This window comes from Desulfobacter sp. (assembly GCA_028768545.1).
In the GTDB taxonomy this organism is placed as follows: Bacteria; Desulfobacterota; Desulfobacteria; order Desulfobacterales; family Desulfobacteraceae; genus Desulfobacter.
Genome location: CP054838.1, coordinates 3,843,477 through 3,868,705, shown reverse-complemented (window position 1 = coordinate 3,868,705; position 25,229 = coordinate 3,843,477). Strand labels below are relative to the sequence as shown.

The 25,229-nt window shown below is 46.8% G+C and carries 20 protein-coding genes; 15 read left to right on the top strand and 5 right to left on the bottom strand.

Annotation, left to right across the window (positions count from 1 at the left end):
* Positions 1–25: 25 nt before the first annotated feature.
* The 13 genes from HUN05_18690 to HUN05_18630 all read left to right on the top strand — a co-directional run bounded on the left by HUN05_18690 (position 26) and on the right by HUN05_18630 (position 17,401).
* Positions 26–1,291, top strand: coding sequence for an aminomethyl transferase family protein (locus HUN05_18690; protein WDP86900.1), 1,266 nt, complete (start codon positions 26–28; stop codon positions 1,289–1,291).
* Positions 1,292–1,327: 36 nt separating this feature from the next.
* Positions 1,328–1,726 carry a glycine cleavage system protein GcvH gene (gene gcvH / locus HUN05_18685; protein WDP86899.1) on the top strand — a complete coding sequence of 133 codons (399 nt, stop codon included), beginning with the start codon at positions 1,328–1,330 and terminating at the stop codon, positions 1,724–1,726.
* Positions 1,726–3,066: an aminomethyl-transferring glycine dehydrogenase subunit GcvPA gene (gcvPA, locus tag HUN05_18680; GenBank protein ID WDP88139.1), complete on the top strand. Its 1,341-nt coding sequence runs from the start codon at positions 1,726–1,728 to the stop codon at positions 3,064–3,066. The genes gcvH and gcvPA overlap by 1 nt, the downstream gene beginning before the upstream one ends.
* Positions 3,067–3,092: 26 nt before the next feature.
* On the top strand, positions 3,093–4,520 hold the full coding sequence (gene gcvPB, locus HUN05_18675; GenBank protein ID WDP88138.1) for an aminomethyl-transferring glycine dehydrogenase subunit GcvPB: 1,428 nt from the start codon (positions 3,093–3,095) through the stop codon (positions 4,518–4,520).
* Positions 4,521–4,524: 4 nt separating this feature from the next.
* A complete protein-coding gene (lipB, locus tag HUN05_18670; protein WDP86898.1) occupies positions 4,525–5,256 on the top strand; it encodes a lipoyl(octanoyl) transferase LipB in 732 nt (243 codons plus the stop codon).
* 49 nt (positions 5,257–5,305) lie between these two features.
* Positions 5,306–6,220, top strand: coding sequence for a lipoyl synthase (lipA, locus tag HUN05_18665; GenBank protein WDP88137.1), 915 nt, complete (start codon positions 5,306–5,308; stop codon positions 6,218–6,220).
* A gap of 115 nt (positions 6,221–6,335) precedes the next feature.
* On the top strand, positions 6,336–7,448 hold the full coding sequence (locus tag HUN05_18660) for a transporter substrate-binding domain-containing protein (protein WDP86897.1): 1,113 nt from the start codon (positions 6,336–6,338) through the stop codon (positions 7,446–7,448).
* Positions 7,423–10,848: a transporter substrate-binding domain-containing protein gene (locus tag HUN05_18655; protein ID WDP86896.1), complete on the top strand. Its 3,426-nt coding sequence runs from the start codon at positions 7,423–7,425 to the stop codon at positions 10,846–10,848. Before HUN05_18660 ends, HUN05_18655 begins: the two co-directional genes overlap by 26 nt.
* Positions 10,849–11,061: 213 nt before the next feature.
* Complete coding sequence (locus HUN05_18650; GenBank protein WDP86895.1) at positions 11,062–12,273, top strand: IS256 family transposase; 1,212 nt, start codon at positions 11,062–11,064, stop codon at positions 12,271–12,273.
* A gap of 177 nt (positions 12,274–12,450) precedes the next feature.
* Positions 12,451–13,674, top strand: coding sequence for a sigma-54-dependent Fis family transcriptional regulator (locus HUN05_18645; GenBank protein ID WDP86894.1), 1,224 nt, complete (start codon positions 12,451–12,453; stop codon positions 13,672–13,674).
* A gap of 325 nt (positions 13,675–13,999) precedes the next feature.
* Entirely contained in the window at positions 14,000–15,352 is a 1,353-nt protein-coding gene (locus tag HUN05_18640; GenBank protein ID WDP86893.1) for a sodium:alanine symporter family protein, read from the top strand.
* A gap of 111 nt (positions 15,353–15,463) precedes the next feature.
* Positions 15,464–16,633: an IS4 family transposase gene (locus HUN05_18635; protein WDP88136.1), complete on the top strand. Its 1,170-nt coding sequence runs from the start codon at positions 15,464–15,466 to the stop codon at positions 16,631–16,633.
* 546 nt (positions 16,634–17,179) lie between these two features.
* Positions 17,180–17,401 carry a DUF3781 domain-containing protein gene (locus tag HUN05_18630; protein WDP86892.1) on the top strand — a complete coding sequence of 74 codons (222 nt, stop codon included), beginning with the start codon at positions 17,180–17,182 and terminating at the stop codon, positions 17,399–17,401.
* A gap of 7 nt (positions 17,402–17,408) precedes the next feature.
* Here HUN05_18630 and HUN05_18625 read toward each other — a convergent pair whose 3' ends face one another.
* Positions 17,409–18,578, bottom strand: coding sequence for an IS4 family transposase (locus HUN05_18625; GenBank protein WDP88135.1), 1,170 nt, complete (start codon positions 18,576–18,578; stop codon positions 17,409–17,411).
* Positions 18,579–18,758: 180 nt separating this feature from the next.
* The gene (locus HUN05_18620; GenBank protein ID WDP86891.1) at positions 18,759–20,513 is read right to left on the bottom strand and encodes an adenylate/guanylate cyclase domain-containing protein; all 1,755 of its coding nucleotides are present in this window, start codon (positions 20,511–20,513) and stop codon (positions 18,759–18,761) included.
* A 353-nt stretch (positions 20,514–20,866) separates the two neighbouring features.
* On the opposite strand from HUN05_18620, the gene HUN05_18615 reads away from it, so the two are divergent.
* Both HUN05_18615 and HUN05_18610 read left to right on the top strand, forming a co-directional pair.
* Positions 20,867–22,006: a hypothetical protein gene (locus HUN05_18615; GenBank protein ID WDP86890.1), complete on the top strand. Its 1,140-nt coding sequence runs from the start codon at positions 20,867–20,869 to the stop codon at positions 22,004–22,006.
* Positions 22,003–23,595 (top strand): amidohydrolase family protein, encoded by a 1,593-nt coding sequence (locus tag HUN05_18610; GenBank protein WDP86889.1) that lies wholly within the window; start codon positions 22,003–22,005, stop codon positions 23,593–23,595. The genes HUN05_18615 and HUN05_18610 overlap by 4 nt, the downstream gene beginning before the upstream one ends.
* A 2-nt stretch (positions 23,596–23,597) precedes the next feature.
* Here the strand turns inward: HUN05_18610 and HUN05_18605 are convergent, their stop codons facing one another.
* The 3 genes from HUN05_18605 to HUN05_18595 all read right to left on the bottom strand — a co-directional run bounded on the left by HUN05_18605 (position 23,598) and on the right by HUN05_18595 (position 25,155).
* Positions 23,598–23,936 (bottom strand): tRNA-binding protein, encoded by a 339-nt coding sequence (locus HUN05_18605; GenBank protein WDP86888.1) that lies wholly within the window; start codon positions 23,934–23,936, stop codon positions 23,598–23,600.
* A gap of 233 nt (positions 23,937–24,169) precedes the next feature.
* Positions 24,170–24,787, bottom strand: a complete 618-nt coding sequence (locus tag HUN05_18600; GenBank protein ID WDP86887.1) for a helix-turn-helix domain-containing protein — start codon at positions 24,785–24,787, stop codon at positions 24,170–24,172.
* A 5-nt stretch (positions 24,788–24,792) separates the two neighbouring features.
* The gene (locus HUN05_18595) at positions 24,793–25,155 is read right to left on the bottom strand and encodes a hypothetical protein (protein ID WDP86886.1); all 363 of its coding nucleotides are present in this window, start codon (positions 25,153–25,155) and stop codon (positions 24,793–24,795) included.
* Positions 25,156–25,229 lie beyond the last annotated feature (74 nt).

The window sequence follows — 25,229 nt, the reverse complement described above, 5'->3', positions numbered from 1 at the left end:
ATAACATAAGGAGCAGGTCCCAATTATGAATGCCCAATTAAAAACCACACCTTTAAACAAATGGCATCGAGACCAGGGCGCCAATATGGCCGATTTTGGGGGATACGATATGCCCCTCTGGTACGAAACCGGAGTGAAAAATGAACATCTGGCTGTATTAAATTCTGCCGGCATCTTTGACACCAGCCACATGGCCTGCATCAGTGTTGAGGCGGGCAAAGACCAGATGGATGCATTTACCCTGATCAACGATTGTTTTACAAGAGACATTACCAACCTGGTTAGCGGAAGATGCGTCTATGGTGCGTTCTTAGATGAACAAGGACATTGCATTGATGATGCCATTGTCTACAAATTTTGCGATTATCAGTTCATGATCTGTGTTAACGCCGGTATGGGCGGACAGATTGCCGACCACCTGGAAGCCAATAAAAAGGATGCGGCAGTTGTCATAACCGATCTGTCAGGCAAAGTGGCCAAAATGGATATCCAGGGATTCAATTCCGCCAGGATTTTATCCGGTCTGATCCAGTCTCCTGAATCCGTATTCACTAAAATGCCCTATTTTTCATTTAAAGGTCATTTTAACAAAACAGGGTCCGGAGCGGATCAGGTCAAACTTTTAGACGGCACACCGGTATTGCTGTCACGATCAGGATATACCGGAGAATTCGGGTTTGAAATTTTTTTGGATCCCAATGCCATTGTTGATCTTTGGACCGGCATTTTAAAGGCCGGGGAAAAATTGGGTATCTCAGCCTGCGGCCTGGGCGCCAGGGATTCTCTTCGGGCAGGAGCCTGTCTTCCCCTCTCCCACCAGGATATCGGGCATTGGAAATTTATGAATCATCCCTGGGATTTTGCCCTGCCTTACTCTGAGGATAAAAAGTCCTTTACCAAAGAGTTTCTCGGGGCTGATGCCCTGTCTTCAGCCCCCAGTGATCGCTTTGTTTTTCCTTTTGTGGGAGAGAGTTTGAAAAAAGTGGCTGCCGGAGAAGATACTCTTGTATTAGAGGCTGGACAAACGGAGAGTATTGGACAGGTTCTCACCTGTGCCACTGACATGGGCATCGGCTGGAACGAAGGTGTCATTGTCAGTGTTGCTTCTCCCAACCTTCCTGAAAATATAAAAATAAAAGGGATCAGCTGCGGGTTTGTCATGGTCTCCAAAAGACTTAGCCCGGGAAGCAAGCTGACACTTAAACAGGGTAAAAGGTCTATTCTGGTGACCATTGTGACCGACATCAGACCGGACAGGACCGCAAGAAAAAAACTGGATAATTTTATTTAGTATTTTAACATCACATCAATTTTTAAGGAGGCTGTTATGAAAGAACTGAATGAACTCAATTTACCCGAAGACCTAAAATACACCGAGGACCATGAGTGGGCCAAAGTTGAAGGAGATGTTGTCACCATCGGTATCAATGATTATGCCCAGGATCAGTTGGGAGAAATCGTCTTTGTTGAATTACCCGAATCAGGGGATACCTTTTCACAGGGGGATGAATTCGGCAGTGTTGAGTCTGTAAAGGCAGTTTCTGAAATGTATATTCCCATTTCCGGCGAAGTTGTTGAAATCAATGAAGAACTGGAAGATGCGCCTGAGTTTGTCAATAATGATTGTTATGAAAAGGGCTGGATCGTTAAGGTCAAAGCAAAGGATCTGTCTGAGATGGACGGTTTAATGGACAAAGCAGCTTACCTTGACATGCTGAAAGGATAATAGCCATGCGTTATCTGCCACATACCCAGGAAGATATCCAAGCCATGCTGGCCAAGACAGGCCGGGAGAGTTTGGAAGATTTATTTGAAACCATTCCGGATTCACTGAAGGTCAAAGGACCTCTGGATATTCCCGAGGCCATGAGTGAGTGGGAATTAAACACATATATGGAAGCCCTGGCATCTGACAATATTGCCTGCAAAGATTATAAATGTTTTATTGGTGCCGGCAGCTATGACCATTTTATTCCTTCTATCATCCCTTACCTGGTCTCCCGGTCAGAATTTGCAACAGCTTATACCCCCTACCAGCCGGAAGTCAGCCAGGGAACCCTCCAGGGAATTTACGAATTCCAGACCATGATCACCGAACTTTTGGGCATGGATATTTCCACGGCTTCCCACTATGACTGCGGTACTGCCCTGGCCGAATGTGCCCTGATTGCTTTGAAAAAAGACAGAAAAGCAAATAAAATTGCGGTGTCTTCCCTGGTCCATCCCAGCCACCGGCAGATCATTGAGACCTATATCAATCCCACAGGATATGAAATGGTGGTCATTCCCCATACCAGCGAAGGCCTGACAGATCTTGCCGCCCTGGAAGCCATGGACGGCATTGCCGGGGTTGCGGTCCAGTCGCCCAACTTTTTTGGAAATATCGAAGACCTGGCAGGGGTTAGAAAAATTGCGGACCAGAAAAAAATATTGTTTATGACCTCTTTTACCGAAGCCCTGGCCTATGGTCTTCTTAAAAATCCCGGTGCATTTGGTGCGGACCTTGTGGCCGGGGAAGGGCAAAGCCTTGGTATTGCCAAAACATTTGGCGGCCCTGGATTAGGCCTTTTGGCCGGGAATAAAAAAATGATGAGAAGCTTGCCGGGCAGGCTTGTGGGAAAAACCCTTGACGCCAATGGCAAGGATGGGTTTGTTTTAACCCTTGCCACCCGTGAACAGCATATCCGACGGGAAAAAGCATCTTCCAATATCTGCTCCAATAACGGGCTTAACGCCATGACGGCCTGTATGTACCTGGCCACTGTGGGTAAAATAGGTATCCGCAAGATCGCCCAGCAAAACCACGACAAAGCGGTTTATTTAAAGAACAGCCTGACCAAGGTTGGTTTTGAATCTGTTTTTGACGGACCGTTTTTCAATGAATTTGTTCTAAAAACCCCGGAAGGATTTGATGCAAAAAGAACGGAACTGGTTCAAAAAAATTGCACCTTTGCCGGGCTTGACCTTGAACCCTTCTATCCTGAACTCAAAGGGCATTATCTTTTTTGTGCCACAGAAAAAGCATCCAAGCAGGATATTGATAATCTGGTAAAGGAGGTGGCATAATGAAACAGCCAGGAACCAGCGGTTTGATTTTTAATGAGCCCCAGCTGTGGGAAAAGAGCCGGGATGGCCGGTGTGCCATCTCCCTTCCCAAACAGGATGTAGAGACAAGTCCTTTGGGAGAAGAACTCACTGGTGATGCCCCTGATCTGCCCCAGCTTTCGGAGCTGGATGTTGTTCGCCATTTTACCCGTCTTTCCCAGTGGAATTTCGGTGTGGATTCAGGGATGTACCCCTTGGGATCCTGTACCATGAAATATAATCCGAAAACCAACGAAGTTCAGGCGGCTCGCCAGGGATTTGCAGGCGCCCATCCCCTGGCCGGAGAAGAATTTTCCCAGGGTGCCTTGAAATTGATGCATGAACTTGAACAATGCCTGGGGGAAATCGCAGGACTGCCCGGAGTCACCCTTCAGCCCGCTGCCGGTGCCCATGGCGAATTGTGCGGTATGCTCGTTATTCATGCCTATCATGCAAAAAACGGCAAGCAAAGATCAAAAATCATTATTCCGGACACGGCCCATGGGACCAACCCGGCAAGTGCCTCTTTGTGCGGGTATGATTCCATTAATATTAAATCCAATGAAAAAGGTATTATTGACCCCCAATCCGTGGCTGATATAATGGATGAGGATGTTGCCGGTATTATGATCACCAACCCCAACACCTTGGGATTGTTTGAAGAAAACATCAAGGAAATCTGTGAAATCGTCCATGCAAAAGGAGGACTGGTTTACGGAGACGGGGCCAACATGAATGCGGTTATGGGGGTTATCAAACCAGGGGATCTGGGTATTGACGTACTCCACTACAACCTGCACAAAACCATGTCCACCCCCCACGGCGGCGGCGGACCCGGATCCGGCCCTGTTGCGGTTGCAGAAAAACTGATTCCTTTTCTGCCGGTGCCCAGAGTCGAAAAGGACCTGGACACTTACAAGCTTGTCACGGACTGCCCTGATACCATTGGGCTGCTGCATACCTTTTACGGACATTTCGGTGTGATGATAAAGGCATATGCCTATATTCTGTCCATGGGTCCGGAAGGCTTGAAAAAAGCGTCTCAACTGGCCGTGCTGAATGCAAACTATGTCAAGGAAAGCCTGAAAGGCACCCTCCACCTTCCATATGACCGGCCCTGCATGCATGAATGCGTATTCAACGATGCATTCCAAAAACAGGACCATATCACAACAATGGATATGGCCAAACGACTTTTGGATTACGGATTTCATCCGCCCACAGTGTATTTTCCCCTGGTTGTTGATGCGGCATTCATGGTAGAACCCACAGAAACAGAGTCAAAGGAAGAGATTGATCAATTCATTGATGCGGTCAAATCAATTGCAGCTGAAGCAAAACAAACCCCTGATATTCTTCACAAGGCACCGGTTCTGCCCAAAGTGACCCGTTTGGATGAAGTCACTGCGGCCAGAAAACCCCGCCTGAGAGGATAGTATAATGATTTCCCGGATTGATAATCCAAGTTTGAATTGCCCTGCCCGGAAGATAAAGCGGTTCTGTGTATTTGAAGACCTTCACACCCTTGATTACACAGATGCCCTTAATCTCCAGGTTTCGACCCGGGAGAAACTTTTAAAAGACCCGGCCCGTCCGGACCGGGTCTTTTTTGTCCAGCACCCGCCTGTGTATACCCTGGGTAAACGCGGGGGGGAAGAAAACCTTGTTGTGTCCAAAGATGTTCTCAAGAAAAAAGGGATCAGCATTGTCCAGACGGACCGGGGCGGCAATATTACCTACCACGGCCCCGGTCAGGCTGTGCTCTATCCCATCGTCAACCTGGAGCGTGCCCGAATCGGCGTGGCCGATTTTGTATTCGGGCTTGAAGAAATAATGAAACAAACCGCTGCAAAATATCATATCATAGCTGACCGGGATTCCAAAAACCACGGTCTCTGGGTGGGGCAGGAGAAAATCGGCTCTGTGGGGCTTTCCATTAAAAAGGGGATTTCCATCCATGGCCTGGCAATGAATATTGTTCCGGATCTTGCGCCCTTTACCTGGATCAACCCTTGTGGCCTTGAAAATACAGCCATGACGTCCATTCAAAACGAATTGAAAAAAAAGGCTCAATCCTGCCCAGATCCTTCCATGGATCAAATCCGGGATACATTTTTTAATTGTTTTTGTGATATATTCAATTATACCTCCATGGAGGAGAACAATGATTAATACAAAGAGCAGTAAATTATTGGGGCCGGCATCCGCCGAACAAAATTCAATGGTTCCAAAGTGTTGTTCGACCGCTTCCAAAGGGAAACCCGCCTGGTTGAAAAAACATCTGCCCAGAGGCGGCCAATATCAGCGCGTCACACGGCTTTTATCAAAAGCAAAACTCCATACGGTCTGTCAGGAGGCCAATTGCCCCAATATGTTTGAATGCTTTTCCAAAGATACGGCAACCTTCATGATCCTGGGGTCCCAGTGTACCAGGCATTGCAGGTTCTGCAATATAACGGCTCTTCCGCCTCAGCCCGTTGACCCTGAAGAACCCCAGAGACTGGCTCAAACCGTGCTTGACCTGAATTTAAGATATGTGGTGGTCACCTCGGTCACCCGGGACGACCTGGCCGACGGAGGTGCCTCCCATTTTGAACGGGTGATCCGGGCCGTAAAAGATGCAGGGCATGAAAAAACACAGCAAACGGGCGCTGACAACACGATTCAGGTGGAGGTGTTGATACCGGATTTTCAGGGAGATGAGTCTGCCCTGGAAACGGTTGTAAGGGCTCAGCCTGATGTGATAAACCATAATATTGAAACCGTTGCCTCTTTGTATAGCCGTGTCAGACCCGAAGCCCAGTATCAAAGATCCCTTGATCTTATCCGGCAGGTCAAGGCGTTAGATCCCGATATGCCCACAAAATCAGGCCTCATGGTGGGATTGGGAGAAACCGTGGACGAGCTGGAACAGACCATGACCGATCTTTTTAATCATAATTGCGATATTCTCACCATCGGGCAATATTTGCAGCCCACAAAAGAGCATCTGCCGGTTGAGGCCTATTATTCTCCTGAAGAATTTGACCGGCTCAAAGCAATGGCCAACTCCATTGGATTCAACAGGGTTGCTTCTGGCCCCTTTGTCAGAAGCTCATACCAGGCAAAGGAATTGTTTGATGCCAAAGCATTATAAATGATGCCGGAACAACCCCATTGTTTGAAAGCAAAAGACTTGATACAATAAACACCTCTGTTAGAGGTCAAAACGGGCAAGACCCCCCAGCACCTGGGTAAATACTGGACAGGTTATGGCACAAATTGTTTCAAACAACAGGCCAAAAAAATACAGGCAATTGCTATGTATTCTTTTGGCCTTCTTTATTTTTCTGATCACAAGCAATTCATCCCAAGCTGTGGCCAATGAAATTGCAACACCGCCTTTGACCATTGCCTATTGCAGGTATATGCCCTTTTATTTTGAAGGCAAAAATGAACAGCCCAGGGGGATTCTGGTGGATATCTGGAAGCAGTGGTCACAGAAAACAGGCATTCCCGTGGAATTTGTTCTTCTCCCATGGGAGGAGAACATGGACAAAACAGAGTCCGGGCAGATTGATATCTCTGCCCTGATGTATCATTCAAAAGAAAGAGAAACCCGATACCTGTTTTCAACCCCCCTGATGAACCTGAGCACTTTTTTGTATTTCCGGAAAAACAATCTGTCAGGGGATCCAATACAAAAAGTAAAGAGACTTAAAGACATTCTCTTCCTATCCACCGGGGTTGTGGCAAAGGACTTTTCCAAGGCTTATTTGGAACAGCGCCTGCCTGACCTGAAACCGGTCATATTCCAGGATCATGAAAGTTTAGTCCGGGCAGCCATCAACAACGAGGTTCAGGCCTTTTTAATGGAAGGGCCTGTGGCATCCACTTATATTGCCAAGCACAATGGCGCAGATCAATTATTCCGGCTTGAGTATCCTGTATATACCAAACCCCAGTCTGCCGGTGTTAAACAGGGGAACACCGCCCTGATCGAAAAGATTAATAAGGGACTGGCCCTGATCAGTCCTGAAGAAACCCAGGCGATTGTTCAAAGCTGGACCGGTGATGTCGATCCTCTATTGTTTGCCCCCCATGACGGAAGTGTGAAAATTGCTTCAAGCATAGACAATATGCCCTTTCATTTTGCAGATGAACAAGGGAATGCCGTGGGATATTTTATAGACCTTTGGAAATTATGGTCAAAAAAGACCGGGGTGGATGTGACATTTATTCCGGCGCCCTGGGCAGAAAGTCTTAAGATGGTAAAGACCGGGCAAGCAGATATCCATGGGGGATGTTTTTTTCCATTCCGCGGGATTCATTTCTGGATTATGGCGGTGTGCTCAGCGATTGCCAGACCCATTTTTTTTCCATGAATCTATTTTCGGCCTGAAAAATCTCGAAGATTTAAAAGGATTTAATATCGGGATACTGGATCAGGATTATGCGGTTGAATTTGTGACCAGAGAACTGCCCGATGCCGCCATCAAGAAATACGGCAGCCACAAGGCATTGTTCGACGGCGTGGCAAAAGGAGAGGTCCGGGTATTTATCTGTGACACCCCCACTGCCCTTTATTTTTTAGAAAAATTGAACCTATTATCCTCCTTTCGATATCACCTGGCCAGTCCTTTATACCGCAAGCCGTTTTATTCCGCTGTAAAAGAGGGTAACGACGCCCTGGTTGCGCAGATAAACAAAGGGCTGGAATTGATTTCCGCCGACGAGCGGGCCGCCATTGAACGAAAATGGATGGGTCCATCTGAAAATCGGGAAACTGACGTGCTTGTGGTGGCTGTTGCCCAGAGTTTTCCGCCGTTTTCCATGTTGAATGCCGAGAACAGGCCGTCGGGTCTTTTAATTGATCTCTGGGAAAGATGGTCCGTGACAACTGGTAATTCGCTTATTTTTCGGTTTTATGATCGAAACAATGCCGTGAATGCCCTGAAAGACGGGATTGTTGATATTGTTTCGTTTCTTCCCCCAAGACAGACCACCAAAGGCTGGACACAGGCCAGTTCTGCATTCTACCGGTTAAGCTGGTATTTATACCACCATAAAAACAGGTCCAACCGCCCATTGGCCAAAGGGCAAACCCAAAGGACACTGGGGGCGGTCACAGGCTCAAGGGCATATGAATGGCTGGCCTCGAGCAGGCGTAATATACGGGTGGCAGGGTTTGAAACCACCCGTCAAATGATTCTGGCCGCGGCTGAAGGCAAAATTGACGGCTTTCTGGCCTTACCCCAGGAAATGGCAGTTCTGCCCGACCGCCTGGGATATCCCGAAGCCTTTGTTCAAAGTGATAATCCCTTGTTCAGACAACAGATGGGCGGCATTGTCCGCAATTTGAATCCGGATTTGATCCAACGCATTGATCAGGGATTTAATGCCATTGGACAGGCCGAACGAATTCAGATCGAATCCCGATGGATACGGGATAAAAAGGCCCGGGTCTTTAATCCGGTAAATGATCAGATTCTGCTGACAAGAGATGAACAGCAGTGGCTCTCTGCACATCAGGATTTAAGTCGGTCCATCCGGCTGGGGGTGGACCCCCAATGGCCCCCCTTTGAATTTATCGGTGATAATTTTGCATACAAGGGAATGGTGTCAGACTATGTGAATTTGTTAAATGAGAGACTGGCCCTGAATATGGTCGTAGCCGAACAGATCCCAGGGGGCATGGACCGTACAAAGACCGTTTTTTCCAGGGTTGATGTTGTTCCGTCAGCGATTTCTTTTGAATCCGAAAAGGTCGGCATGCTCCGGACCCAGGCCTATCTTGAGTTTCCCTGGGTGATTATCAATAAGCAGCAAGCCCCTTTGATCGGCGGTATTCGCGATTTTCACGGTAAAACCCTGGCGGTCATCCAAAGATATGCGGTTAAAGATCTGCTGGGCAAAGAACACCCTGAAATCCGGATTCTGGAAGTCAAAACAACCCGGCAGGGGCTGGCCGGCATTTTGGACAAAGCCATTGCCAGCATATCGGATCAGGAGCATGACCGAATCCGTCAAAAATGGTTTTCCGTCCGGTTTGAACACAAGGTTGACGAGGCGTATATGCGGGGAAGCCTTTTAAAAATAGGTATCGCTGCCTTGATTATCGCCGGGGTGTTTTTATTTTGGAACTGGCAGATCCGGAAGCGAAAAGAGGCAGCTGAAGCTGCCAATATGAGCAAGACAAAGTTTATGGCAAGCCTAAGCCATGAAATCAGGACCCCCCTGAACGCCATCCTTGGTATGACTGAAATGACGTTGAGATCTAAGGTTTCGGTGCAGCAGAAAAAAAATCTGACCGCTGTCAAGGATTCAGCACTGCACCTGCTGGATGTGATCACCGATATTCTGGATTTTTCAACCATTGAGGCCGGGAAAATGCGAATCCAAAACCAGGTCTTTTATCTGGATGAACTTTTAAACAGTTTAAAACATACCTGGAAATTTCTGGCAAAGGAAAAAGGGCTGTGGTTCCATCTGATCACAGATGAGAATCTTCCTCTGGCCGTTAAAACAGATCCTGTCAGGCTGCAGCAGGTGCTTGGCAATCTGATTTCCAATGCTGTTAAATTCACCCATACAGGCGGGGTAACGCTCACGGTCAAAAAAGGATTTTTCAAACACCGGCACCAGGATGATCCAAATATTGCCTGCATGATTTTTAAAATAGAAGATACCGGCATTGGCATACAAAAAGATCAGATAGAAACTATTTTTGAACGCTTTACCCAGGCGGAAACATCTGTTACCCGAAATTATGGGGGGACCGGACTTGGGTTGTCCATCTGCAGGGAGGCAGCACGGCTGATGGGCGGGCGTTTGACCGTTAGAAGCACCCCTGGAAAGGGGTCCAGGTTTTACCTGAAAATGCCGCTCAAGATAGCAGACCGCAAAGATGCCACAAGGCTCATCCGAACAGCCGGAAGCCTGCGCATGAAAAAATCTGTGCCAGAGGCCGGTGCACAGGGGAAAACCCATGGGTTAACCTTTCTTCTTGCAGATGATGACCCCATGAATGCTGCGGTATTTGAGACATTTATGGATGGAACCGGTCACAGGGTCATTCATGCCGGTGATGGTGAAAAAGCCATATCCCAATTAAAGCAGAACAGGGTGGATATGGTATTTATGGATATTGAAATGCCTCGCATGGACGGTATCTCAGCCTGTAAGTCCATCCGGAACGGTGCTGCCGGTGAAATCAACCGAAACAAGCCGGTAATCGCCATGTCCGCCCACGTTCTTGATGCGTTCGAGCAGCAAAGCCGGGCTGCAGGGATGGATGAGTTTATTGCCAAACCAGTGGATATAGATCATTTGTTCTCGATCATTGAAAAATTCAGGCCGCCTTCGTCCGAGGCGGAGACAGCAGAACCGGCTGCCCGGGGCAATGATGCTTTAAACTCGTTGCCCAGCTCAGTCCACCCTTTGGACGATCTGCTGGATGCCCAAAAAGCCCTGGCTTCCGTAGGGGGGAATGAGTCTTTGCTATGGACCATTATACAGATTTTTATTCAGGAAACACCCGAGCAATTAAAAGCGCTTTCAAAGGCGGTCAGTAATAAGAATCTGACAGATGCTGCCCGGTATGCCCACACCCTCAAAGGGGCTGCTGCAAGAATATTTTCCCAGGCCCATGCAGACCAGGCAAAAGATCTTGAGGCCTGCTGCCGGGCAAAGGACATGATAAAGGTTAAGGCCTTTACCCAAAAAATGATTCATGATTTTGAAGATCTGATCGAAAAGCTTAACCGTATACAAGGAGAAGGCTAGTGGAGTATATGCCGGATCAAAACACCCCCATTTTGATTGTTGATGATGACAAAGGCTTTTTGCTGACCCTAAAAGAAGTGTTCGTCAGTGCCGGTATGCCCGAACCCGCTCTGGTTTCAGCTTGTTTTGCTTGATCTGATTATGCGAGGGCGTTCAAAATTCTGTGTCAGTTGAATGAAAGCTGATATACTCAGCTAAATAAGGAGAACTGACATGACCGAAGAAAACACCGAATTTGATTTTCAAAAAGCCCTTAAAGGCATCCAGGAAGGTAAACCCTTCACAGGTAAGGGCGGCGTCCTTACATCATTAATCAAAAATCTTGCTGAAGCTGTTCTTGAAGGAGAGTTGGAGTCCCATCTCGGGCAGGAAGTTTCTGCCAACCGCCGTAATGGAAAAAGCAAAAAGACCATTAAATCCCTGGATGGTAAATTTGAGCTGGAAACCCCGCGTGACAGGGCCGGAACCTTCTCTCCACAGATCGTCAAAAAACATCAGACAACGCTCAGCGATGAAATTGAAAGAAAGATAATAGCCCTTTACGGCCTGGGCATGAGTTATAATGATATGGCTTCCCATTTACAGGAAATCTATGGACTTGAGATTTCAAATGCCACTCTGAGCACCATTACCGATAAAATCATCCATACCGTCAAAGAATGGCAGGCCAGGCCGTTGGAAAATGTGTACCCAATCGTATGGCTTGATGCCATACATTATAAAGTACGAGAAAACGGAAAGGTCGGCAGCAAAGCCGTTTACACAATTCTTGGGGTGAATATCGAGGGCCGCAAAGAGGTTCTTGGGCTGTACATATCCGAGAATGAGGGTGCGAACTTCTGGCTGCAGGTGTTAACAGACCTTTCAAACCGAGGGGTAAAAGATATCCTGATTGCCTGTGTTGATGGTCTAAAAGGTTTACCCGAGGCCATTGAGACCATATTCCCGGACACAGAAGTTCAACTCTGCGTAGTCCACCAGATCCGAAATTCATTGAAATACGTTGGTTCCAAAAATAAAAAGGAATTTATGGCAGATCTAAAACGTGTTTATAAAGCGGTCAATAAGGATCTGGCCGAAGAAGAACTGGATATCTTGGAAAATAAATGGAATGACAAATACCCGATTGTGATAAAATCCTGGCGGAACAACTGGGAACGCCTCAGTCATTTCTTTAAATATCCAGAAGAGATTCGACGGATAATATACACCACAAATACCATTGAGGCTGTGCATCGACAGTTTCGAAAACTGACCAAAACAAAGGGATCATTCCCGAACCAGGACAGCCTGTTAAAGCTGCTTTACATGGGGATCCAGAACGCCAGTAAAAAATGGACAATGCCGATTCAAAATTGGTCACTGACAATTTCCCAGTTGGCAATTTTCTTTGAAGGCCGGCTGGATAAAGAGCTGGGAATTTGATAGGGATTTATTTACAGATGGAAAAGATGGTTCCAGGAACTCCGCTCCAGCAAAAGTCAACTCCTCCGACGTGGCTGATTGAAGGCCCATTCTCGGACCTGACTTTTACTTCCGCTGGCGCTGAGGCAGATCCGGGAACCGAAACCGTGACACAGAATTCTGAACATTCCCGATTATATGCCCCATATTTCAGGCATGGAATTGTTAAAACAGATCAAGGCCAGCTATTATGACATTGAATGTGTGATGGTGACTGCCAGTGATGATATCAGTTCTGCCGTATCCGCCATGAAAGTCGGGGCCTACGACTATTTAACCAAGCCTGTGCAGTATGAAAAACTGATCATTTTGATTCAGTGGGCCCAGGAACGGTATTGTCTTCGACAGGGACTTTCTTTGTATGAGCGAAAAAGATCCCTGTCAGCACTGACCCATCCGGAACTTTTCAAAGACATGGTGGCCACGGATCATGCCATGGCCAGGGTGCTGCGCCAGGTTGAAATGGTGGCGCCCACTGATTATTCAGTGGTGATCACCGGGGAATCAGGAACCGGAAAAGAAATGGTGGCCCGGAAAATTCATGATTTGAGTAACCGGTCCGACGGTCCTTTTGTTGCTGTGAATATGGGAGCTGTCAGCGAAACCCTGTTCAAGGATGAGTTGTTTGGCCATAAAAAAGGGGCATACACCGGTGCTGCCATGGATAAAAAGGGCTTTTTTGAAGCGGCCGGAGCCGGCACCCTGTTTTTAGACGAGATTACAGATTTGGATGTCACTCTCCAAAGCGGTCTGCTGCGGGTGATCCAGGAAAAAGAATTCTACAGGGTGGGCAGTACCAGAACCGTGGATGTGGATGTAAGGGTGCTTGCCGCAACAAATAAGGATGTGATGGATGAAATTGCGAAAAAACGATTCCGGGCAGATCTGTTTCACCGGCTGAATATGTTTCATATCGACATCCCCCCGTTGCGGGAGCGCAAAGCAGATATCCTTCCGCTGTCCAAACTTTTCATGGCCCAGTTTGCAGCTGAAACAGGCAAGCAAATATCCGGAATAGAAAGAAGGGCAGAATCTTATTTATTGAATTACACATTTCCAGGAAATGTCAGGGAATTGAAAAATATGATTGCCGCAGCTGTTCTCATGGAAAAAACCGAGCGGTTGAAAAGCGCATCCTTCAGAGTCTCTGCGGGTGACGACCCCCCTGCCCAGGCCAATGATGATCCAACCAATGACGATGCCATCACCTGGCCCCTGGCAAAATTGGAGCAGTTTCATATTTTACGGGTGATGGAGAGCGTGAAAAATAATCAGACCCGGGCTGCCGGGATTCTTGGAATCGGGCGGAAAACCCTTCACAGGAAATTGAAATCCTATGAGATAAAATTACCATCGGCGTAATTTTGGTGTGTCAATATGACCCAATCGTATCTTTTTGACACAAATCCTATAAGCACTTGATTTCATAATTGTTTTGCTCCTAAATCCATCTGCATCGCTTCCATTCCTTTGGGCCGGGTTAAAATGACCCGGTTTTTCTTTTCTTTTGTATTCACAAATTAGTGCTTAAATTTTTATGTAAATATCTGTTTTTATGCTTAAAAATTTTAATTTTCCATTGGTTTGTCATCTGGCACAAATAGTGAAGTCATACAGAGAAACAGAGAACATGAAATTCCAGAAAAAGGATTCTGGGAAAATTTAATCTTTAAGGGAGGAAATCATTATGGACCTGTTAACTACGTTAGATGCAATTGTTGGAAAAATCGGCGCTTTTGCCTGGGGGCCGCCCATGTTGATTCTATTGGTAGGAACCGGTTTCTGGCTGACTTTTTCCCTAAAGGGACTTCAATTCACCAAGCTGGGCCATTCCCTTTATCTGGCCTTGATCAAAAAAAAGGAAGACACAGACGAGCCGGGTGATATTTCTCATTTTCAAGCATTGATGACGGCCTTGTCCGCCACCGTAGGAACCGGTAATATTGCCGGTGTGGCCACAGCCATTGCGGCCGGAGGACCGGGGGCATTGTTCTGGATGTGGGTCACAGGGCTTGTGGGCATGGCCACAAAGTATTCCGAAGCGGTATTGGCGGTCAAATACCGGGAAAAAGATGCAAAAGGGGAAATGTGTGGCGGGCCCATGTACTATATTTCAAAAGGGTTGAACATGCCCTGGCTGGGAACGGTTTTTGCCGTATTTGCCGCCATTGCAGCCTTTGGTATCGGAAACATGGTTCAGTCAAATTCCGTGGCCGATGCCGTGGAAGCCACATTTCACATACCGCCCTTTGTTACCGGCCTGGTGCTTATGGCCCTGACCGGTTTTGTCGTCCTGGGGGGCATTAAAAAAATTGGAAGGGTCACCGGCACCTTGGTTCCCATTATGATCGTATTTTACGTTATCGGTTCCATGGCCATTATCCTGATGAATCTTGGCGGGGTTCCCGATGCCCTGGCATTGATTGTCAAACAGGCCTTTAATCCCACGGCTGCAACCGGGGGATTTGCCGGCGCATCTGTCATGCTGGCCATTCGAATGGGGGTTGCCCGGGGGGTCTTCTCCAATGAATCCGGTCTTGGAAGCGCACCCATTGCCGCTGCCGCTGCCCAGACCAAGCACCCGGTTTCCCAGGCCTTGGTATCCATGACTCAGACCTTTATCGATACAATCGTTGTCTGCACCATGACCGGGCTGGTCCTGATCCTGACAGGTGCCTGGAATTCCGGGCAGACCGGCGCTGAATTAACCACCACCGCTTTCCAGGCCGGTATTCCGGGCGGTGCCTATATTGTTACCGTGGGACTTATGCTTTTTGCCTATTCCACAATTTTAGGCTGGTGCTATTATGGTGAAAAATCCATAGAATATCTTTTCGGCGAAGGCGCTGTTAAACCCTACCGCATGGTATTTGTCCTCTTTGTCGGTGTGGGCGCTATTGCCAAATTGGGATTTGTATGGAACCTTTCTGATACCTTTAACGGCTTGATGGCCATTCCAAACCTCATCGGTCTTTTGCTTTTGACACCGGTCATTGTCAGGGAAACAAAATCCTATTTTAAATCAGTAGTGTCCGGTTAGGTTGTTGCATATAAAAAGCATCTAAAATCATTGAAAAAACAGTCGGTTTTGTGTTGACAAATGTGCGTAAAAATTTTTGAGCTCCTTGAAAATTTAACTCAAGGAGCTCAAATGACGCACATCTCAGTCCCTAAAAAACAACTACGGTCCCTGAACTTTGACAATTTCAGGTGCCCTCTGATAAAGTCACTTTCAAAAGCACCGGAATTACAATCTCGAGGAGACCGCCCTTTAAAAATGACATTCGAAGACCAGATAAATGCTTTGGTTTATTTCCATCTTCAGGAGCACAAGTCTGCCCGACATTTAATTCAGGATCTCAAGGAGAATGTTTTTGCTAAAGAAAATATTGCGCCAGACGGTGGTATCAGCCGTAGTAGTTTCTGTGAAGCCATCAATCACAGGGGACTCGAACAACTGCAATTTATCTTTGAGGATCTTTATAAACAGGCTCTTGAGTGTCATCCGGGTGAACACGCCGAGTTAGGAGAGTTGGTTTCCATTGACGGTAGTCTCATAAATGCAGTCCTTTCAATGCACTGGGCGAACTACAGAAAAGGAAGTAAAAAAGCCAAAGTACATTGCGGATTTGACATTAATCACGGAATCCCAAACAAAATCTTTTTGACTGAAGGCAACGGCGCTGAACGCACCTTTGTTCCCAAAATAGTTTCCAAGGGGCAAACAGGTGTTATGGATCGTGGATATCAATCCCATAAAGAATTTGACCTGCTTCAGGAGCAAGGCAAACATTTTGTCTGCCGTATAAAAACCAGGACAACAAGAACAATTATTGATAACCACGAGACCCCTTCCGACAGCTACATTTTTTATGATGCACTGGTTAAACTTGGTACTCCGAATCAAAACCAGACGAAAAGGCCTGTTCGGGTTGTTGGCTATAAAATTGCTGGCGTCAAATACTATGTGGCAACTGACAGGCATGATTTAACAGCGGAACAAATAGCAACAATTTATAAACTCCGGTGGACCATTGAGGATTTTTTCAAATGGTGGAAAGAACATCTGAAGGTATATCATCTCATTGCCCGCAGTGAATACGGCCTTATGGTTCAGATTCTTGGCGGCCTTATCACTTACCTGTTACTGGCAATCCATTGCCAAAAACAGTTTAATGAAAAGGTCACGATCAAAAGAGTTCGGCAGCTGCGAACCGCCATTCTAAATGACCTGTTTGGCTGCGAGGAGCAGGGCTCTCATAGTTCAAACAGGGACAATATTGTCAAAGATCAAAAAATTATTGAGCAAGCAAAAACCTAACCGGACATCACTGATTTTAAATAAACGATCTGCTGGAAAAATTCGGGTAAAACCATCCTGAATTTTGAAAAAGTGCAAAATACCCTGCCCGGTCCTTTTGACCGGGCAGGGTATTTTTTTTGTTTCCATTGCCGAGGCCCTTTGTTTGTTTTTATATGAATTTTGCCTTCTGCAAGTATAAACTATTTTAAGGTCTGGCTAATAATCCGGATCTTGGTCTGTTCATATGGGCTTGGATTAGTGGCTTTCGGCCCGCCTGTCCGTGTCACCCCCGGCCGCCGGAAGCAAGTTGCGCCGGACGTTTAATCTGCAAAACCTTATCTTCAAACCTGGTCAATAGACTGAAAATATGAAATAATTTTAAAAAACCGAAAAATAGCCTGGGATTGAGGGGGCGGCCCCCAAAACAGCCCTTTAAAAATTAAAGGCTGGGGTGCACCTTGATTCATGTTTTTAGATTCCAACACGCTGAATGCACAGGATGTCGTTGGTGACGCGGGGGGTAAAACCTTGTAAACAGTGAGAACTAAAACCAAAGGGGATAAAATGGATGAAACCTTGAGAACATCAATCGCCGGTCAATTCAAAAATACCTCTTTGGGATTTTTGAGAATAAAAAAAAATCTTGGGGTTATCCATTTTACCGATGGCGAAACAGAGGAATATCTAAAAAAAATTGTGTTGGCGACACCTTTGGAGAAAATAGAAACAAAAGGGAAAAATTATTATTTCAAATGTTTTGAATATAATGCTATTTTGACTCAGTGATGTCCGGTTAGGTTTTTGCTTGCTCAATAATTTTTTGATCTTTGACAATATTGTCCCTGTTTGAACTATGAGAGCCCTGCTCCTCGCAGCCAAACAGGTCATTTAGAATGGCGGTTCGCAGCTGCCGAACTCTTTTGATCGTGACCTTTTCATTAAACTGTTTTTGGCAATGGATTGCCAGTAACAGGTAAGTGATAAGGCCGCCAAGAATCTGAACCATAAGGCCGTATTCACTGCGGGCAATGAGATGATATACCTTCAGATGTTCTTTCCACCATTTGAAAAAATCCTCAATGGTCCACCGGAGTTTATAAATTGTTGCTATTTGTTCCGCTGTTAAATCATGCCTGTCAGTTGCCACATAGTATTTGACGCCAGCAATTTTATAGCCAACAACCCGAACAGGCCTTTTCGTCTGGTTTTGATTCGGAGTACCAAGTTTAACCAGTGCATCATAAAAAATGTAGCTGTCGGAAGGGGTCTCGTGGTTATCAATAATTGTTCTTGTTGTCCTGGTTTTTATACGGCAGACAAAATGTTTGCCTTGCTCCTGAAGCAGGTCAAATTCTTTATGGGATTGATATCCACGATCCATAACACCTGTTTGCCCCTTGGAAAGTATTTTGGGAACAAAAGTGCGTTCAGCGCCGTTGCCTTCAGTCAAAAAGATTTTGTTTGGGATTCCGTGATTAATGTCAAATCCGCAATGTACTTTGGCTTTTTTACTTCCTTTTCTGTAGTTCGCCCAGTGCATTGAAAGGACTGCATTTATGAGACTACCGTCAATGGAAACCAACTCTCCTAACTCGGCGTGTTCACCCGGATGACACTCAAGAGCCTGTTTATAAAGATCCTCAAAGATAAATTGCAGTTGTTCGAGTCCCCTGTGATTGATGGCTTCACAGAAACTACTACGGCTGATACCACCGTCTGGCGCAATATTTTCTTTAGCAAAAACATTCTCCTTGAGATCCTGAATTAAATGTCGGGCAGACTTGTGCTCCTGAAGATGGAAATAAACCAAAGCATTTATCTGGTCTTCGAATGTCATTTTTAAAGGGCGGTCTCCTCGAGATTGTAATTCCGGTGCTTTTGAAAGTGACTTTATCAGAGGGCACCTGAAATTGTCAAAGTTCAGGGACCGTAGTTGTTTTTTAGGGACTGAGATGTGCGTCATTTGAGCTCCTTGAGTTAAATTTTCAAGGCGCACAAAAATTTTTACGCACATTTGTCAACACAAAACCGACTGTTTTTTCAATGATTTTAGATGCTTTTTATATGCAACAACCTAACCGGACACTACTGGATTAGACCATAAGTTATCCCCTCAAATAATATCTGTCCGTATATAGAATGCTTATTTTAATCCTGCTTTTTGCAATGCTTCGAGAAATTTGTTCGTATCTTCTTTATATCGATACCCCATGGCATTGGCATGGTAGACTGCGGAGAAACTAGGAAATACTCTATAAACCTCCAGAGCAACGTTTTGAGCTTTTTCATGTTTTCCAAACAAACAATAGCCTTCAACAAGGCCGGCCAGGCCTAAAATGTTATCAGGATTTTGTTTCAGAGCCGTTTTGTAGGCTTTGATAGCTTCTTTATATCTGCCCAGAATATTGTATGCCATACCGAAATATACGTTGTAGATCCAACTTCCCTGCGGATTCAGACGAACGGCTTTGTTAATCCAGAAAAGCGCTTCTTCCGGATGTCCGGTAAAAGCAAGAAGCCCTCCCAAATGCACGTGGCAGTCTGCATCGTTAGGACTGATTTCTATGGCATGCCTTGTGGTAGCGATCCCTTTTGCCACATCGCCCATGGTGTAATATATTTTCCCTAACAAGGAATAGTCAGGGGCAACGGTTTTGTATAGCCGCACTGCTTCTTGGGCTAATTCCATTGCTTTTTGGATAGACTTTTCCGGTGATTCACTCAGGCCCAGCCAAGCATCAAATAAATGAAGCCATCCCAGATAGACGTATGGAAGTGAAAAACCGGAATCCAAATCTTTGGCTTCTTTAAATAATCTGCGTGCTGTAATAATATCTGCGCATTTAAAAAAGGCTTCGTGAGCCTGGAGATATCTCTGTAAAGCGGTCAGGTTCTTAGTGGCCCCTGCCCAGATATTTGATTTATGACCTTTTTCGAGCCGGACCTGAAGAGCCGTTAATATTTGGATTGTAATTTTATCCTGAAAGTCAAACAGATCCGTAATTGTCCCCTCATATCTATCAGCCCATAGGTGCCTTTGATTCAAAGCATCAACGAGCTGAGCCGTAACACGTATCCTTTCCCCTGATTTCTGGATACTGCCTTCAAGAACATATTGAACCCCGAGTTCCCGCCCTATTTTTTGGGTTTCAATTTTTTGCCCTCTATATATGCTTGTTGAACTCCTGGCGATGACAAACAAAAGTGGCACATTTGTCAATCCCGTTGTGATTTCTTCGGTGATCGCATCACAGACATGATCAAAATTGCTATCACCACTTAAATTTTCAAAGGGTATAACTGCAATAGAAGGCTTTTGGGGAAGGTCAAATTTCTTTTTCTTACCATAAATAAATTCAGAATCTTCCGGATTTAACAGGATTTTGTAGAGATAGACAGGATCTGAAATATTTTTTACAGATTTCCGGCCAACATATTCGAACGTAACCCCTAACTTGTTTTTCACCTGGTCGTATACATTTCTTGAAATACAGATTCCCCCTGGCCTGGCAAGCCCTTCAATCCGCGCCGCTATGTTGATACCTTCACCGTAAAGACTTTTCCCTTCCTGAATTACATCGCCGATGTTCACACCTATGCGGAACTCAAGTCGTTTGTTTTCCGGCAGTTCAGCATTTTTAATTTTTAGATCATTCTGAATCTCAACAGAACATTGGACCGCTTCTACGGCACTTGGGAATTCAGCCAGTAAGTTATCACCGGGAGCATCAACAACACGACCGGAATGTCCTTTGATTGTTTCAGACATAATGCCCCGATATTCCTTCAGTGTTTGGACTGTGGAGGCTTCATCCCTGGTCATGAGAAGACTGTAGCCCTTGACATCAGCGCTTAGAATGGCTCTGAGTTTTCTTGTAACCTTTTGTTCTGCTGTCATTTGATTGCCTCTTTGTTCAGGTCGACGATGACAGAACTTCAAATGTGAAAACGTTTAACTGTTAGAAAAGAATTTATTGAAATATCAGATTAATAAGAGCGTGTGAATTATCACGAATATACAAATTGCTTGTCGAGGGGTCAAGAAATTATTGGATTGATTTGGTCTATAAAATTAAGGAAAGAGTATACATGGGTATTGGCCTGTTCTGCGAATTTCAAAAGATAAGAGTTTCATATCAATTTTTTTTTGCACCGGGTTGACCTTCACAAAAGCCCCAAAATATACCATTGTGTTCAATCCTGCGACCTGATAGGGTCGGCATAATTTCAACCCTTTTTCAGGATGGGAATATGAAAACCCGACTCAAGTTCTTTGAAGCCACGGCCATCATCACAGGATACGGCATTGGCGGCGGTGTTATGACCATTCCGTATCTATGCTCAAAAGCCGGTTGGCTCTCCTTGCTGATCTATCTTCCCCTGGGATTTGGGATTTCAGCCTTAATGCACCTGTTAGTGGCGGATATGATGATCCGGGACGGAGAGGCCCGGCAGCTCATCGAGGTGATCCGAAAAAGCCTGGGCCAAGGACGGCTGGCTTTTTTGTCCTGGCTCTTTCTCGGGGGGACCTTTTTTGCTTTCTTAACCAGTCTTTCCGCCTATATTGCCGGGGGCGGCCAGATTCTGGCCCAGCTTATGCCCATCCCGGGATGGGCTGCCAACCTTGTTTTTTATCTGGCCGCAGCAGGGGTGGTGGCATTCGGGCTCAAGGCCATCGGCCTGAGTGAAAAATTTGCCATTGCAGGCATTGGTCTTTTTGTCCTGGTATTTGCCATGGGGGCATTGTTTAAGCCGTTCAGCCTGCCTGCCCCCCTGGCCGGCGGGGTCACTGACCATCTGGCCTTGTTCGGCATGATCATGTTCTGTTTTTTTGCCATTTTTTCAGTGCCCCAGGTGGTCGAGGGGCTGGGCCATTGTCCCGAACTTATCCCCCGGGCCATCTTAACCGGTATTGGTATTAACGGAGGCATTGTCCTGGTCCTGACCTTTTTGACCCTGGGCCTTGGCAGCGAAATTAATGAGGTGGCCATTATCACCCTTGGCAAAGCATTGGGAAACTGGGCCCATATTTTGGGAAGCCTGTTTATTATCCTGGCCATGCTCACCAGCTACTGGGCCATTTCCCTGGCCCTGGCCGATATTATTCAAGAACAGTTTAAATGGCAGTTCCTGGTCTGCTGGAGCCTTGCCACGGTGCCCGGCCTTGCCATTGTCTATCTGGGCACGGACAGTTTTTTAAGGTTGATGGAACTTGCCGGCGGGGCCATCGGCCTGGTCATCGGGTTTGGGATCGTGCCGGTATACAGGGCCGTGCTCAAGGCCCATCCCCAAACCGGAAAAGGGGTGAATTTAAACTTTATTACCCATCCCCTAAGCCAGATTATTATTGCCGCAGGATTTTTACTCATGGCTTTAGGCGCCTTGCTATGAAAGAGGGCCTGACCCATATCACCAATGCAAGGATTTACACCATGGAAGACGAAACCCAAACGTTTTCTTCCATGACCCTTGAAAATGGACGGATCATATCCCTTGGCCAGGGCCCGGAAAAAAGGGCTAAGAGTGTTGACCTGGGCGGCAGAACGGTTTTGCCCGGGTTTACCGATGCCCATTGCCATTTTATGCCCTCGGCCGTACTCAATGAATTCGGGGCGAATATTTCCAGGATAGGCCGTCATGGCCTGGTTCCCAAAAGCCTTTCTGGCGTCAAAGAGATCCTCTGCCGCCAGGCAGACCTGCAAAAGAAAAAGCTGGTTATAGGATTTAACCTGGTCACGGCAGGGCTCAAGGAAAACAGGCTGCCCTCTCAAAGGGAGCTGGACCAATGGCTGCCCGGGAAAACGGTTGTGATTTTTGATGCCAGCGGTCATGCCAGCGCCTATTCTTCAGGGGCCATCAAGGCCCTGGACCTTGGCCATCTCCATGACCAGGGCCAGCTCACAGGAGAGGCCCATGAATTCAACATGGGCAGGGTCAATTCCTTTGTCATGAAACAGCTGAATCCCATGATCTTTTTGAAAGGGATCTGCGGATATGTCAACCGTCTTCACCAATGCGGGATCACAAGTGTCCACTGCATGGAAGGCTTTGATGATGATCCCAGGGATGTTTCCACTAAAATATTTGCCTTTTTAGCCCCGGTCCTGCCCCTCCATGTCAGGCTGTATTGCCAGTATACGAACCCTGGCCGGGTGTTTCCCTTTTTGAAAAAGATGGCCTATCCTCGGCTTGGGGGGGGCGGGGCCTGGGAAATGGACGGGGCGGTGAGTTCCGGCACGGCCGCCTTTTTTGATTCCTATAAAAATCCAGAGGATGGCCGGGGTAAATGCTATTATTCAGACACAAAAATTCAGGACATGGTCAGAACGGCAGATGAGAGTCAATTTCAGATTTCAGCCCATGCCATTGGTCCCCGGGCCATTGAACCCCTGCTTTCAGCCTTTGAAAAAAGCCCGGGACAAAAAAATTTGCGTCACAGGATTGAGCATTTTGAGTTTCCCACACCCGATCAGGTGAAACGGGCTGTTGAGGCAGGGATTGTCATGGTGCCCCAGCCCGGATGGACCTGGGTGGACCATAAATACCAGAATTCCTACGGGTTCAGGCTGACCTCTGACCAGATTCAAAGCCAGATCCCCTTGAGGGATATTGTCTCTACTGGCGGGATCATCTGCGGCTCTTCGGACAGCCCGGTCCAGGATCCGGATCCTTTGGCCCAGATCCGGGGCATGTGCGATTTTCCGGTTAAGGGCCAGTCCATATCCCGGTACCAGGCCGTTAAAGCCTTTACGGTCAACGGGGCTTTTGCCGGGTGTGAAGAGGAAGACCGCGGCAGCCTTTGTCCTGGAAAAAGGGCGGATTTCATGGTGCTCAACAAGGATATCATGGATGATGAGGTGGATCTTGAAGATATCCGGGTGGACCGGGTCTATATGGACGGTTGCGCCTTGCCTGAAAACGGGCTTACCCCTTTGGGACTTCTGGCCAGAGCTTTTTGGGGACAGCGCAAGAAAATCTGATCTCAGGCAAGTTTTGATCCGTTGGGAACCGGAGTGTCGGGTTTGGCCAGCACCACCTTGCCGTCCTCCCGGTGAAATCCTGTGACCAGGCACTCGGACATAAAGGGGCCGATCTGTTTTTTGGGAAAATTGACAACCGCCAGGACCTGCCGGCCCTCAAGATCCTTTTTATCGTATAAATCCGTGATCTGGGCACTTGACTGCCTGATCCCGATTTTTTCTCCAAAATCAATGATCAGTTTGTAGGCAGGCTTTCTGGCCTGGGGAAAGTCCTGGGCGTTTATGATGGTTCCCACGCAAAGTTTTACCTTTAAAAAATCCTTCCATTCAATCTCATTCATTGTTCTGGTCTCCTTTCATGTCGGCCGTATGAAAAATATGGAATTGTTTGTATCAGTTTGTTTTTCATGAATTTATCCCTAACTCGTATCTAAACAAAAACCTTGTTCTTGGATGAACGCTTGCCCTGATGCAAACCGCAAGCAAAGCTGAAACCCGAGCGTACTGCAGTAGGTGAGGGTTGCAGCCTTGTGCAGCAACGCCGCAAGTGGGCAAGTTTTCGTTCAAGCACGAATTAAAACGAGATCTGGGCATAAAACTTTTCCCGATAGGCCCTGGGCGAGATCCGGGCGTGCTGCTTGAACAGCCGGCAAAATGAGCTGACATCCTTGTATCCAAAGGCCCAGGTGATTTTATCAATGGTGTCCTGGGTGGTCTCAAGCTTTTCTTTGGCCGCATCAATTCTCACCCGCTGAAGATATTTTAAGGGCAGTTCTCCTGTGGCCTTTTTAAATCTGCGTTTAAAGTGGCGGGGGCTGATCCCCACCTCTTTGGCCAAATCGTCAATGGTTTCAAGTCTGGAAAATGTATTTTCAATGATGGTCTGGGCCTTGAGGACCTGGTCATCCATGTGAGACCGCAAGGGGGCCGACATGGCATAGGGGGCCTGGCTGATCCGGTTGGGATCCACTAAAAGGGCCTTTGAACAGACAGAGGCAAGTTTGGGGGAACCAAATTTTCTGATCAGATGGATGGCCAGGGTGTTTACGGCCGAGGCGGCCCCTGAACAGATGATATTATCGTCCTGGGTGAGCATCTGGTCTGCTTGAAGATTTACCCCGGGGTATTGTTTTTTAAAGAGCCGGGCATAGGTCTGGTTGGTGGTGGCTTTTTTTCCTTCCAGCAGGCCCATCTCGGTCAGTAAAAAAGTCCCGGTGCAGACCGTGGCAATGGTGGTTCCTTTTTTTTCAATTGTTCAAGCCAGGATTTGAGCCGGGGCAGATCCTCGGGCATGGGGGTGATCTTGGGTAGAATAGGGGAGATCACCACGCAATCGGCATGGGATATATCGCCTGCTGCCAGATCTGCCTGGATCCGGATATTGCCATTGGCCGTCACCGGGCGGCCGTCGGTGGTGATGATCCGGGTGTCAAACAAAGGAGTACAGCCGTCTGGACCCAGGGAATTGTGCCAGAGTTCTGCAATGGAAAACGCATCGATCAGGGTGGTGATGCTCGAGATAAGGCAGCCGTCTGCAGCCCATAAATAGATTTTTGCCATGATTCCTCCACAGGGAAAAGTCTTTTTTAGCATATTATTTGTCATTTATGACACTTTTCTTTTTAAATGACAAC